General features: G+C 52.5%; 10 protein-coding genes. 6 read left to right on the top strand and 4 right to left on the bottom strand.

Annotated features, from left to right (window positions below):
* Nucleotides 1-233: 233 nt before the first annotated feature.
* Complete coding sequence (locus H6G21_RS12610; RefSeq protein ID WP_190573906.1) at nucleotides 234-2,135, bottom strand: polysaccharide deacetylase family protein; 1,902 nt, start codon at nucleotides 2,133-2,135, stop codon at nucleotides 234-236.
* Between the two features lie 587 nt (nucleotides 2,136-2,722).
* Between H6G21_RS12610 and H6G21_RS12615 the strand changes: the two genes are divergently transcribed.
* Nucleotides 2,723-3,385 (top strand): SIMPL domain-containing protein, encoded by a 663-nt coding sequence (locus H6G21_RS12615; RefSeq protein ID WP_347278017.1) that lies wholly within the window; start codon nucleotides 2,723-2,725, stop codon nucleotides 3,383-3,385.
* A gap of 94 nt (nucleotides 3,386-3,479) precedes the next feature.
* On the opposite strand, the gene H6G21_RS12620 is transcribed toward H6G21_RS12615, so the two are convergent.
* The 3 genes from H6G21_RS12620 to H6G21_RS12630 form a co-directional block, all read right to left on the bottom strand.
* Nucleotides 3,480-4,322 carry a transglutaminase-like domain-containing protein gene (locus H6G21_RS12620; RefSeq protein ID WP_190573776.1) on the bottom strand — a complete coding sequence of 281 codons (843 nt, stop codon included), beginning with the start codon at nucleotides 4,320-4,322 and terminating at the stop codon, nucleotides 3,480-3,482.
* A 203-nt stretch (nucleotides 4,323-4,525) separates the two neighbouring features.
* A complete protein-coding gene (locus H6G21_RS12625) occupies nucleotides 4,526-6,082 on the bottom strand; it encodes an FAD-binding oxidoreductase (RefSeq protein WP_190573777.1) in 1,557 nt (518 codons plus the stop codon).
* Nucleotides 6,083-6,188: 106 nt separating this feature from the next.
* Nucleotides 6,189-7,682: a TM0106 family RecB-like putative nuclease gene (locus H6G21_RS12630; RefSeq protein WP_190573778.1), complete on the bottom strand. Its 1,494-nt coding sequence runs from the start codon at nucleotides 7,680-7,682 to the stop codon at nucleotides 6,189-6,191.
* Between the two features lie 107 nt (nucleotides 7,683-7,789).
* Between H6G21_RS12630 and H6G21_RS12635 the strand changes: the two genes are divergently transcribed.
* The 5 genes from H6G21_RS12635 to H6G21_RS12655 all read left to right on the top strand — a co-directional run bounded on the left by H6G21_RS12635 (nucleotide 7,790) and on the right by H6G21_RS12655 (nucleotide 12,966).
* Nucleotides 7,790-8,974 (top strand): aminotransferase class V-fold PLP-dependent enzyme, encoded by a 1,185-nt coding sequence (locus H6G21_RS12635; protein WP_190573779.1) that lies wholly within the window; start codon nucleotides 7,790-7,792, stop codon nucleotides 8,972-8,974.
* Nucleotides 8,975-9,240: 266 nt separating this feature from the next.
* Nucleotides 9,241-10,665 (top strand): hypothetical protein, encoded by a 1,425-nt coding sequence (locus H6G21_RS12640; protein WP_190573780.1) that lies wholly within the window; start codon nucleotides 9,241-9,243, stop codon nucleotides 10,663-10,665.
* 95 nt (nucleotides 10,666-10,760) lie between these two features.
* Complete coding sequence (locus H6G21_RS12645; RefSeq protein WP_190573781.1) at nucleotides 10,761-11,201, top strand: hypothetical protein; 441 nt, start codon at nucleotides 10,761-10,763, stop codon at nucleotides 11,199-11,201.
* Between the two features lie 164 nt (nucleotides 11,202-11,365).
* Nucleotides 11,366-11,782 carry a hypothetical protein gene (locus H6G21_RS12650; RefSeq protein ID WP_242041799.1) on the top strand — a complete coding sequence of 139 codons (417 nt, stop codon included), beginning with the start codon at nucleotides 11,366-11,368 and terminating at the stop codon, nucleotides 11,780-11,782.
* The gene (locus H6G21_RS12655; protein WP_190573783.1) at nucleotides 11,779-12,966 is read left to right on the top strand and encodes a hypothetical protein; all 1,188 of its coding nucleotides are present in this window, start codon (nucleotides 11,779-11,781) and stop codon (nucleotides 12,964-12,966) included. The genes H6G21_RS12650 and H6G21_RS12655 overlap by 4 nt, the downstream gene beginning before the upstream one ends.
* Nucleotides 12,967-12,988: the final 22 nt, after the last annotated feature.

The raw sequence follows: 12,988 nt of genomic DNA on the forward strand, positions 1-12,988 counted from the left end.
AACCGACTACTCTGTCAAACAACCCCCGTTCGCTCAACCCTTCTGGCTCTCTTGACGCTCTCAGTTGTCTTTACAATACCGGCATTCCCAGGACTTGAACAGCTTTTTGCCATACTGAGAATTGCTGGAAAACCCAATTAAGTATTGATAATTAAGTATTGGCCGTATTTTGTATTATTTGCTACAGACTGCCCGTGAATCGTAGCGTTGATCTACAGCTTGACTGCCAGAATTTAGCGTTTGGCTAAGAGACAATCTACCCATGATGTTTGTGCTTGCATCGAGAGATTGGCCTGCGTAGCCGAATCAGTATTTGGATTACCAGGGAATGTATTTTCAGAATTCTCTCCAGAATTGACCACAGTGTTTTCGATCGCGTCTCCAGAACCATTGGAAACCCCGTTCGTGGGAATTAAACCCACCACATGGGGAACCGGACGTGGCGTATAGGCCACCAACGATTCTCCCTGAAATGCCAGTGATGTGCTTGCCCCAGAATCCAACATCACGGCGTCACGATAGCCTGCCTTCAGCAATTTCTGTCCCAAATTCACCGAGCCGATCGGATCCTTGGAAACCCCAATCATCGGCTGACCCGATTGATTAATCCCCCAAAAGGCCCGATGTCGTTCCGCATTGAAATCAAATAAATTCCCAAAGGCGGCCTCCGGTTGGGCTTGCCCGTCTCGTACAAGCCATGCTGCCGCCACAAACGCATCCGTCACCTTAGGCATTTCTGCCTGAATCCCCGCTAGGGAATTATGCTTTGCGGCATCAAAGGGAATATAGCGCACTTCCTCCGGACTAATCAGGACCAAAGGCCGACCGTTGAGGCGCAAGTTTTCCCGATCGTTCCCCGGCACAAATTCCCCTGAGGTTTGGCTGTAGACCGGGCCAATCATCTTATTGGAATCGAGAAATTCCAAGGAAAAGAAACCACCATCCACCCCTGCGATCGCTGGTGTTCCCGCTAGGATGGCAGGCACCTGATCCCTTGTCTTGGCATGGATAGTCATCGGTTTACCGCCGGAGATGAAGACAAATCCAGTGTTCTCGATCGTCGGTTCCTGCTTCTGGATCGGCGACTGGAAATCAAAACCCACATTCCACTTGGGTAACGGTGCTCCCCCCCAAGCTTGATCCAACATCTCCGCAATGCGCGACTGTCCAATGCGCCCGATCGCTAACAAACTTTCCGACTGACCCGCCAAGCGCTCATCCAAGTCATTCATGGTGAGTGCTGCACTGTAGCCCGCCTGCTGCACAAAATTAGCAACTTGCTGGTTATATTTGCCCTCGGGATAGGTAAAGTAGTGAATCGGAATCCCTAGTTCGCGCTCCAATACCTGCTTTGATTCGGTCAGTTCTGTCTTCAGTTGCGCTTCGGAGACTTTTGTCAAATCTGGCGGATGGCTGACACTGTGAGCCGCGATCGTAATCAGCGGATCCTTGGCCATCTCCCGCAGTTGCTCCCAATTCAAACTCGATCGGCCCATCTTCTTGCCCACCTTGGCCGTGTAAATCGAGAAGGCAGCGGGATAGTTGTACTTTTTCAACAGCGGGTAAACGTGGGTATAGTGGCCTTCATAGCCATCATCAAAGGTCAACAAAATTGGTTTTGGGGGCAGTGGCATCCCCGTGCGCAGGTGCACCATCAACTGATCCAGACTGATGGGCGTGAGGTTCTTATCCCGAATCGCTTGCAAATGGGCTTCAAACTCAGCGGGAGTGACATCAAAACTGACTTGCTTCTCCGGCAGAATGTCGTGGTACATCATCACCGGAACCCGTGCTGCCCTAGCCCGCTCATGGATTTCGGGAAACGGTTTGGGATTGAGCATTGCCCCTAGGTTGGGGATTAACTGATCTGCCAGGTAGTTCAACGCGATCGCTGAAGCGCCCACTGCGGTTGTATCCTGTACCAACGGCTTCGCCAAACTGACCCAGGTGGACACTGGAATTCCTACGGTGGCGCATTGGGTAGGGGCCGACTGGCTAGACCTTGCATCTCGACTCGGTTGGGCGGCTGCCGGAGAGATCAAGGGCGCACTGAAAGAACTACTCCACAGCAGACTAGCGCTCAAACCCAGGAGGGCGTTCCAACGCACCAGAAATCGCGATCGCACAACAGTCATGGGAGATGTCCGGGAAGTAATGGCAAGAAGGAGAGTCACACACGTACCTCATCCTCATTAACGCGGGCAATCTCGATCGTTCCGGCTAAATTGACTGCCAGCCCTAGAATTTTCTGCGATGGGGCAGTTGCAAGGATGGGTGAACGCTTTTATGACAAGGGCTGGATAACATGGCTAGAGAACTACGCTATCCAAAGTGCAGCAAAAGCATGACCCGCAGGAAAATCAAAGGGGTGGGAAATCAAAGGGGCAACGAGATTGAGAAGGGCGTTTGAAAAGGCTTTGGAAAGGGTGTTCGGAAATGTATTCTATTATGTCTGGGAAAAAGAATGTATGTCTGGGAAAAAGAATGGCATCTGAAAAGTCTAAAGAATTTGTTTCAAATTTAGAAACTTTAGGGGGGTGTCCACAAATTCAATGGCAGATTGATAGGACATAGGATTCTTTGGAGATGAAGATTTATGCTATCCAATGCTGCCCGGAAGTTGTCTCAGCCAGTCTCGCCCTCACAGTCGTCTTTGCAGTCATCCAGCGCCACCCGATCGCGATCCCGTTACTGGGCTATCTTACCGATTCTGCTTGGGATCATGGCCTGTAGTGTGGCACAACCCGCGATCGCGGCGGAAAAGTTACTGCGGACCTTAACGGTCACCGGTCGCGGGACCGAACGGATTCCCACCACGTTGACCCAAGTGCGTTTAGGCGTGGAAGCCCAAGGCAAAACGGCCAAGGAGGTGCAAGCGGAGGTGGCACGGCGAGCCACAGCGGTGGTGGAACTGTTGAAGGCTCGTAATGTGGAAAAACTGGAAACAACGGGGATCAACCTGAGCCCAAACTATGACTATCGAGATGGCAAACAAATCCTGGTGGGCTATGTTGCCTCGAACATGGTGAGCTTCCGTATTCCCACCGCCAAGGCCGGAACCATTATGGATGATGCGGTCAAATCGGGAGCCAGTCGCATTGACGGTGTGAGTTTTATTGCTACGGATGCCGCGATCGCCGATGCCCAAAAGGTCGCCCTGCGCAAAGCGACCCAGGATGCTCAAACCCAGGCGAATGCGGTCCTCAGCTCCCTGAATCTGACCTCCAAGGAAATTGTCAGTATTCAAGTCAATGGGGCCACTCCGCCGACCCCTCGGCTGTATGCTGCTGATAATTTTAAACTCCGAGCCGAGGCAGCCTCTACCCCAGTGATGGATAGTGAGCAACCCGTAGAAGCGTCCGTCACGCTCGAAATCAGTTACTAGCGCCCACAGGAGCGGATGAGCCAGGACAATTCATCCAGCTAATACCCCTGTCCATCCGCTCCTGGGTCAACCCATGACCCCTTGACTCCAGGATCTAGGGGCGATAATCCCAGCGATCGCCCCGATCGAGCTTGGCTAACAGTTGCAAGATTAATTTTCGATCCTGGGTTGTGGGCTTGACCGTGAGATACTGTTCCAGATCTTGGCGGGCCTCTACCCAGCGATTCATTTGATAGTAAATAATGCCCCGATCGCGCAATTCCGTTGGCGTATCTGGGAACAGCAACAGAATGCGATCGATCGCAGCTAAGGACTTGTGGTTATTTCCAGAATTGATGTAAGTGGCTTTGAGGTTCACTAGCATCCGCGCTAGAAATTGCCGATTGCTCACTGGGGTTAACCAATTAGGGTCAACCCTAAAGTTGGGATTCTCTGCTTGCCCTAGCAATACTGCACAGTCGTCTTTAAACAAGACTTCGCCTCGGTTAAACGCATCCACGTAGAGATCCATCTCGCCTACCACCGGACGAATCAAAAAATGGCCGGGAAACCCAATGCCCACCATCGGAAAGTGAATGCGTTTCGCGATCGCGAGGTACACCAACGACAGGGTAATGGGAATCCCCAAGCGGCGATCGATCACCTGATTGAGATAACTATTACGTGGATCGTAGTAATCCGATTGATTGCCGGAAAAGCCTAAATCATCATAGAGATACTGATTAATGGTTTGAATGACTTTCAGGGGATACCAGGTATCTGGCAATCGGACTTGGACTGCTTCCGCCATCCTATCCAGCGTATAGAGATATTCCTCCACATTCAGGGTGGGATCTTCTTCTTGGGCAATGTATAGAGCAGCCCGTTCCAAGCAAATTTGCGCCTCAGGCTGACAAATTTCTCGAATAAAACACTGCCGAGCAAGCGAGAATTGCATAGAGACTGATCAATGAGGAACTAATAACGACTGGCGATCGATCAAAAAGGAATGCTTATCACAAGGAAGACTGAGGACCAAGTCTGTAAGCTCAGGAAGTCTGTAAGCTCAGGAAGTCTGTGAGCTTAAGTATGTAGGCTCGCTCATAATTTAGCGCTTTTTGCAACGGAAATACATGGCAGCCAGCCAATCTTCTCATTGGCTCATGGGTCTTCATAGTCTGCCCCGGAGCCATATTTCCATGCAGCTAAGCGACAATGCCAGAGATACTGCCGATCGGGGGGGAGGGTGGCAATCCAGGTTTGTAAAGAATTTATAAACGATCGACTCCACCAATGCAAAACCGTATAGGTCGCTAAATTCCCGTAATGTCCCAACCAATCGAACAATGCAGGCAAGCCCACTTGAGGTAGGATTTTGACAATGAGTAATGGGTGGGCGATCGAAGCTTTAGCCAGGGTTTTAAACAGCGGTACGAATTGCACCACATCCTGCAAAAAGGGCTTCAGGACTGGATCTCCCAGCGTTTGCATTTCTTGGAAAATATCGCGTAGCAATTGATTGATTTGATCGGGTTCTAGGGTTTGCTTGACTCCAACACTCATCGATTTCTGGAACAACCAAGTGACTTGTAAATTGGGTTGGTAGGGTTGCAATTGTCCTAACGATCGCCGATCGAGTACATCAGCCTGTAACGCTTCATCCAAGCCTTGGGTCAGGCGTTCCAAATGCCGCACCATCGCTCCAAAGCCACCAAAACTTAAGGGCGACTGCGCTCCGCTACTATCCCCGATCGCTAAAATCCGATCCCATTTCGGCTGTAAGGGACTGTTGCGGTAGCAGGGAAACATGCCAAACAAAGCCCGCTGGAATTGCAACGCTTCTAATTCGATCGATTGATAACTGGGGAGAAGTCGAAAATATTCATCAAACAACGTTTCTAGGGAAATCCGATCGGGTTCCGCATCCAGATAGGTAAACAGATAGGTTGTGCGGCCATCCCGTGCCGGAAACGCTTCCCAGAAATATTGGCATTGATTTTGAATCGGTGTGAAGGAGGCAATCAGATCCCCCGCCGGATTCTCTGGAAAACCTGTAGCACAGGTACCAACGACTAAGCAGACCGCATCGGGTTTCTGTCCGTTTCTGGCTTGGCGCGTTACCGGGGAAAAATGCCCCATAACATCCAGCATTAAGCGGGCAGTCAAGGGGGTATCCGTCGATCGCACCGCCACCCCATTGGGATGCACCGTACAGCCCTTAAAAGGCGTCTGTTCCAATAAATCTCCGCCCGCATCGAGAAATTTTTGTTTCAGGAGGGCTAATAACTGAACGGGATCAACTCCGATATTTAAAACATCCTTAACCCAAATCTCCTGCTCCGCAAAACTGATGCGAATGGGATTAAATTCTGTCGCGATCGTTGTTGCCAATTCTGCTTCCGTTAGTAATCCCAATTGCACAAATTTCTGTAATTCCTGGCGGGAAATATTCCACTCCTGCACCCGCCCCTGCAGAATTCCCTGCTCCAGCAACGCCACTCGGTAACCGCGCTGGGCCAACACCGCCCCAACTAAAATGCCCAACGTTCCCCCACAGATCAGCACATCCCAGGCGATCGTCGATAGGGGTTGGTCACTGGTTTCGACCACCTGCGGCGTGGGAATGGTGCCTTCCCGTAGGGATTGCCAAAGCTGGTCTGCCCGTTGCAAGCCTGCATAGGAGCCCAGCGGGGTGAGAATCGATCGGGTAAGGGACATGGGTATTACGGCAAAAACAGTCAGAAACCAAAGGTGGCCTCCCTAGGCAGCGCCTCAGGGATTCTACCAGCAGTTTACAAGGTAACCATTCCCCATTGCATAACCCCTATGCCACCGAGCCGTGGAGCTGCTGGGAATGCCGATCGGCGGACTGGAGAAACTCCACTAGCCATTCCTTAATCAAATGGGTGGCACGGCAATCATCTTCGTTATAGACCAAAATCGAGTCCAGGAAAGACCGATCGCCCGTCTGCAACCATTGGGCATACCAGTAAATCGACTGGGCACCGTTGGCGCTGGAATCCCGCCATTCAAAGCCAATCCAGCGGGCAATATTTTTCAGGGCATAGCTTTCTACGGGCAAGGTAGCTACCCGAGTGACGACTTCATGTAAATCGATAAACCGAGGCAGCATGGGTTGAATCAGGTGCTGCGGTGTGTCATACAGCTTGGCCAACTTGTTGACCGTCTGCACTTCGTAGGGGCAAAAATGAAAAATGGGCGCATCTGGATACGCCCATACCAAATCTAGAAGTTCTTGCCACACCCGCATTTCATGGTCTGGATGGTCAGCCAGAAAGGCGTGGAACTGTTGGGTCTGTTTCTGTCGATCGACGACCAAGACCCCATGCAGGTAGATGAAATCTAAGGACGGTTCAGATTCAATGTCGAAATAAAGTTCGATCGAGGAGGTGGGAAGAAATTCGTTAATAAAGCGAGGCCGCTGGTGCACGGGGGGATAGTCTGTGGTGGGTAGCGCCTGGTTTTGGAGGGTTGCCTGGGCTTGCTGGGTGATTTTCTTCGCCATTTCCAAGCCGAAGCCGGGTAAGGTTTCGAGGGCCTTGGGAGGCGTCTTGGCGAGGGATTCCAGGGAGGTCAGGTTGAGGGCTTGCAGTTCCCGGTAGCGGCTCTGGGTGACGCCCGGTAAGAGGGACAGGTGCTCCGTTTCTTTGGCCGTTTCGTAGCAATGACTGTACCAATGGCAGAGACTACAGCGATTGCGGGAGATAAACACCTCTGGACTGGCTTCGGCCTGGAGGCTGGCAATACAACTAGTCAGAACCTCTTCCATGCGGGGAATCATTTCCCACAGATCGATCGAGTATTGTCCTTTTTCCCGCAGGAACAAATAAGATTCTTCCGGCCAGGTGCCCTGTACTGCCGCCAGCACTTTGACGTGGTAAGCCGCCACGATTTGGTATTCCGTTTTGGAACGCTTACTCAGCTTAATTTCCACGGGGGCATACAGCCAATCTCCCAGGTCGGACGTTCCCGCCTGCCTCACGAGCAGGTCTGGGTTGCTCATTAAGGTAGTGCCCTCAACCTCCGTCAGCAGTACACCCTGGTAAATAAAGTCCGCCCCTTGTTGCATCAGTTCTAGGGTCTTGGCAGCGGCGATCGTCCAGTTGTGGCTGGGGTAGACGGGTCGCACATAGTCCAAGGTTTCGAGAATTTCGCGGTGGTGAGCAGCACTATCCTGCATCAACTTGACCACGTAGTCGTTCATGGAGTCACGCTGAAGCGGGTCGCCGTGGGTATCAAGGAAAGCGCGGCGGCTGCATCGTTGATAGTTCAACAAAAGCTCTGCCGTTATGAGCATGGAAATCGATCGAGGGAGTTAGGGTGGACTCGAGCCGGAAGATGCTATGGGACTTTACAGGGATTCACTTATGCTCTAGTTTAGGCCAGAAAGTTCCTTCTGCGTGTATGACCTTCGATCGGATTCTCACCCATCGCCAAGAATTTCCTTTTCTCGACCAGTACGCCTACTTTAACTACGGCGGCCAGGGACTCATGTCTCGTCGAGCGTTAGAGGCTGTGACCCAGGCCCAGGAGACGTTACAACGCATTGCACCCTTTTCCCAGGCGGCCTACGACTACAGTTTGCAACTGACGGAGGATCTGCGGCGCACGATCGCGGGGGAACTGGGAGCCCCACCGGACAGCATCACTTTGACCGAAGACACCACGGTTGGCTGCAACATTGCCCTCTGGGGACTGGATTGGCAGGCGGGCGATCATTTGCTAATCACGGACTGCGAACACCAGGGGGTGTTGGCGATCGTTCAAGAACTTCAGCATCGCTTTAGCATTGAGGTCTCGGTCTGTCCGCTGTTGCCAACGCTGAATGGGGGCGATCCAGTGACCACGTTGGTGAGTTATTTGCGCCCGAACACGCGCATGGTGGTGCTGAGCCATGTCCTGTGGAATACGGGACAGGTGTTGCCGTTGGAGCCGATCGTTGCTGGTTGCCGGAGTCATAGCGATCGGGTGCGAATTTTAGTAGACGCGGCCCAGTCGGTGGGGGTGTTGCCGCTGAATCTGACCACCCTAGGGGCGGATTACTATGCCTTTACCTGCCATAAGTGGTGGTGCGGTTCCGCAGGGGTGGGCGGCCTGTATGTGCGCCCGGAGGTACGGGAGGCGTTACGTCCAACGTTTATTGGCTGGCGCAGTATTCGCACCAATGCCCAGGGCAAACCGATCGCCTGGGAAGGGGGTGGAAAACGCTATGAGGTCGCGACCTCGGCGGTGCTGTTGTATCCCGGAGTTACCACTGCCATTCAGGTGCAGCAGTCCTTAGGTTCAGCGGCGGAACGCTATGGCATGATCTGCGATCGCAGTCGCTACCTTTGGGAACAATTGCAAACCATTCCCCAGGTGACAACACTACGTACAACGCCCCCAGAGTCAGGATTAGTTTCCTTTCAAATCACTTCCGGCCCGCAGCAAGCTCAGCATAGGGGATTAGTGATGGGCCTAGAATCCCAAGGCATTTTAGTCCGGTTGTTGCTAGATCCCAATTGCATCCGAGCTTGCACCCATTACTTCACAACGGAGGCTGAGATCGATCGCTTAGTTGCTGAGATCGGGGCGATCGTCGGTAAATAGTTCGGCCATTAGTACAGTAATAAACCGCAAGCTCGATCGGCTCAAACCCCTACCAGCACTCAAACTACTGCTCAAATTACCGCTCAAATTACGGTGACTCCTACAGCCCCTGGGATAGCAGGTTTTCTAGGATGCCTATGCCTTCGATCGCCAGTCTAGCAACGACGATCGAAATGTTTGCACTTTCTAAAAATCCTTGCTATAGTACAGAAGTACTAAGTACCTGCATACTAGTACTCGATGTTTCGTAAGGGGACTTTTGGGAAATGGGCGTTAAGCATGTAGCCATTGAGTCACTTCCATCGCCACAGGTCTTACCATCACAGGTATTGCCATCACAGGTCTTACCACCACAGGTATTGCCGCCACAGGTACCAGCATCTGGACTCCCCGTAGAGTCAGCCAAATCCGCTCGCCGGGGACGTTCTAGCAAGAAAACCACAACCCCAAAAACGATCGAAAAACGCACCATCGACAAAAACCTAACGGAGGCCACCCTAGCCAATTTGAACGGAGCTGAGCCGATCGAGGCCAATACGCCCGTTGGTAAATCTCGCCGTGCCGTGCCCAGCCCAAAACCCCCTGCCACCCAAACCCGTTGCCTCACCAAACCCTTGCCCTCCAGTAATGCCCCTGCCGTCTGGACAGCCCCCTCTAGTCAAGTATTGGAGCAAATTAAGGATTTTCGGCAGCAGCTAGAGGCCATGCAAACCCAAATCGCCACTATGAATCAGCAGTCCGCCGCCCTGGACACTAACCTAGGAGAACTGCGCAAGCTCTCCCAGCAAATGCAATCCCTCGCGAAATCCCACGCAGCGCAGCAGGCTAGATCTACACAGTCTCCAGCGCCCCATCCCCGTCTGGATGATTGGGGTTCCCAGTTACCCGCCAGTTCTGAAAATTCAGGCGGCCCAGAATTCCAGCCTGCGGTCAAACCCAGCTTTGTCTCCCGCTCCCAACCGATCGCGCCCTATTCCGCCTCCGCTCACGCTACAAAAGCCGTCAAACCCAGTCTGATTGTCACCACGTCCCAACGGCAAAGCCCCGCGATCGAACCTCAGCCTTCCCCGGCCACTGCCTCAACCCATTCCGCTGGTACTCCCCCCGCAAAACCCAGCTTCATTCACCTGAGCCAGTCTCACCCCAGCCAGTCTCACCCCAGCCAGTCTCGCCCCAGTCAGTCTCACTCCAGTCAATCTCCCAGCCAGTCTAGCCCTTCAACGCTGGCCCAACCCAGCCCACAATCTCGACCACAATCTCGACCACAACCTGCCGCAAAGCCGACTGCACAATCGATCGCACAAGTTGTGACTGCCCCGGTTTCCCCGAATCCGGCTTCCCCGAGCCCACGATCGGCGCGGATTCGTCGCCCACCGTCCTCGACGCAAGCCCATGGGATGCCTTCCCCCCCTCTTCGGCTGCGGTTACAAGCTCTGTTACCCATTCCCCAGAACCCAGTCACGATCGCGATCGATGCCATGCTGTGGACGCTGACAGCAACGGGGGTGCGGCTAGGGATTCAAGGGGTGATTGTGTGGATTCCGAGCTTGGCGGTGCCGTTAACGCTAGTCATGTTATTACCGGCGATCGTGGCTGCTTATTTAGCCTTTTTCGTGCCTCAATCCAGTACGACTGTGATTTATCGATTGTTGCTGATCACGTTGGGATTGTTTCTGGGATCAAAAATTTAACCGTAGTTTTAGCAAGGATTTTTGGTCGGTTTTAGTTTCGGTTTTAGTTTCGGTTTTAGTTTCGGTTTTAGTTGCGCTATGGAGGTTGATTCATCATGCGATCGCACCTAGAAAGACCCACTTGGAGAGCCCTGCCTTGGCAAGCTTGGCTCCGGCCTCTCCGTCTCGCTTGGACACCTAAGCAATTATTAGCGGGAGGAACTGCCATCTTGACCCTGGGACTCTGCTTGGACTCGAAGGTTTTTTCCGCTGCTAGCCAGTCATCTATTGCCGATCGCTGCGTGCAAGTTGTGGAATCCAAGGCCCAAATTTCTCGACAACAATTGGGGCAATTTTTGACCATTCCAGAGGCAACGGCACGACCTCAAGTCACGAAAGTTCTCCCCAAGCCCTACTGCTATCTGGCCAGCCTGCAAATTCGCACAGGCAGCAAAGCCGATCGCGCTGTCTATCCCCTCGCCTCCAATCCCAAAACCTGGTTGGTGGTTTTATATGAGGGCGATCGCTATATGGGATATGACTTTATTACCCATTAAGCTGAATACAATCATCTTGTTGCTGTGTTGATGGGTTCTGAGGGCTTTTAGCGTTGCTCTAAACGGATTAATTTAGTTTTTTCTGATTCTAAATCTGATTTCCTTTTGTTTCTGACTCCCCTTTATTCATGTCGCTTTCGCCCATATTGCTTATTTTTATAGTTTTGATCAGTTGCCTCTCTGGTTGTAGTACTTCCCAACAATCCCCACCCCTTGCTGAGATTAAGCTCTATCAAAACTGGGAGTTACAAGCGGGCGATCGGGTGGGAGGCTATGAAGTCACTGGCGGGTTAGGTGATATTTCGATCGCGCTGAAAGGTCAATCGATCTATGCGCCCTTTAACGGCGACACACAACTGGATAAACGTCGCTGTGTCTATTTTGATAGTCCAGAAGTTCCGTCCTATAAGTTGCGATTTTGTGGGGTGCAGTCGCCCAAGGTTGGAAAAGTGCAGCAGGGCGAAGCGATCGGTCGGGGTGAGACGCTCCAATTTGCAGCCCTACGCAGGCAACCCAATGGAACCTGGGCCATTGTTGAACCCTCAAAAATAATGTTGGAGAAAACCCTAAAAGCCCCATGAAGTGGATTATCAATTGGCAAATTGTGCACGGTAAAGTGCAGAAATCCTTGGTCGTGTTGTTTAGTTTTTGGTCATTGTGGCTGGGGATGAGTTATGCAGCCCAAGCGGATGGGGTTGTGGGCTTTGACGCGATCGAGATCGAACAAGCGGCTGTAACGCCACAGGTGATTCAACAACCGCTGATTAAACAACCGCAGGGGCAACTGTCCCGGCCCAATTCCGCTAGTTTGACACCGCCTTCCCCGACGCTATCGGTATCTCAACCCCCAGCCAATCCCTCCCAAAATCCCTCCAGTCCTGCGGATGCCGAAGCTGAAGTGGTTGTCTTTCCAGCGGAGTCTCGTGCAGCGATCGCACCGACTGATTCGTCAGTGGCCCAAGGGGAGCCAGAAGTCGATCGAACGGTTGATCGAATGGTTGATCGAACAGTTGATCGAACAGTTGAAACAACCCCTAGGAACTTCGATCGTCCATCACCTTCGCTAGGTTCACCATCAACCAGTCACGGTAATGTAGATCAGATTGGTAATCACAACGCATTCGACAATGCTGATACTACGATTTTTGCCGGGGGGGCAAACTCACTGGTCGCTCGGGCTGTGGGCAGTGCTGAGGGAACCCGCCGCCCCGATGGAGGCAAAAATCCTGCCTACTATGGCCATGTCGATCCCGGTAATGCGCAGTGGAACCTAGGCAGTTTTTCCTACCAGCATGGAGCCGCATCCCCGGCAGAGGCCGACGATCGTCAACTGCGCCGACTGCAAAAACAAGACCAAATGATTCGGGAACGGGCGGCCCAGTACGGGATGCAGCTAGGTTTGAAAGAACGGTTAAATGCCATTGATTTGGCGAACCAAGCGCCCTTAGCGGCCCTCGATCGCGGGGGCTATGTGGAACGGCTGAAGGCGGCTAAGCAGGCAGGTTTATCTGGAGAGGCTGCCATTCTAGAGGCCCGGGTCAATGCCTACCGCCACCCGGACACCCAGCAATGGGATGCCCCTGGCTTGGGCAATAATGAAGCCTTTATTCGCCACGATCAAGCTCGCCGCATGGATGCGATCGCCCAAGCGATGATGGTCGATCAAACTTGGATTCGCAAACGGGGGCAATTTCAGCGAGTCCCGCGATCGTCAGGAACGGAAGTGGCTCAGGTTATGCAAATGGATCAAACCTGGACTCGTTGAACGTCGGCTAAGGCGCAATAGA

Origin of the sequence: Alkalinema sp. FACHB-956, from assembly GCF_014697025.1 — a bacterium.
Classification (GTDB): domain Bacteria; phylum Cyanobacteriota; class Cyanobacteriia; order Leptolyngbyales; family Leptolyngbyaceae; genus Alkalinema.

Coding starts and splice junctions, on each gene's coding strand:
- H6G21_RS12610 (WP_190573906.1), bottom strand. CDS start 2,135: ATGACTGTTGTGCGATCGCGATTTCTGGTGCGTTGGAACGCCCTCCTG.
- H6G21_RS12615 (WP_347278017.1), top strand. CDS start 2,723: ATGGCCTGTAGTGTGGCACAACCCGCGATCGCGGCGGAAAAGTTACTG.
- H6G21_RS12620 (WP_190573776.1), bottom strand. CDS start 4,322: ATGCAATTCTCGCTTGCTCGGCAGTGTTTTATTCGAGAAATTTGTCAG.
- H6G21_RS12625 (WP_190573777.1), bottom strand. CDS start 6,082: ATGTCCCTTACCCGATCGATTCTCACCCCGCTGGGCTCCTATGCAGGC.
- H6G21_RS12630 (WP_190573778.1), bottom strand. CDS start 7,682: ATGCTCATAACGGCAGAGCTTTTGTTGAACTATCAACGATGCAGCCGC.
- H6G21_RS12635 (WP_190573779.1), top strand. CDS start 7,790: ATGACCTTCGATCGGATTCTCACCCATCGCCAAGAATTTCCTTTTCTC.
- H6G21_RS12640 (WP_190573780.1), top strand. CDS start 9,241: ATGGGCGTTAAGCATGTAGCCATTGAGTCACTTCCATCGCCACAGGTC.
- H6G21_RS12645 (WP_190573781.1), top strand. CDS start 10,761: ATGCGATCGCACCTAGAAAGACCCACTTGGAGAGCCCTGCCTTGGCAA.
- H6G21_RS12655 (WP_190573783.1), top strand. CDS start 11,779: ATGAAGTGGATTATCAATTGGCAAATTGTGCACGGTAAAGTGCAGAAA.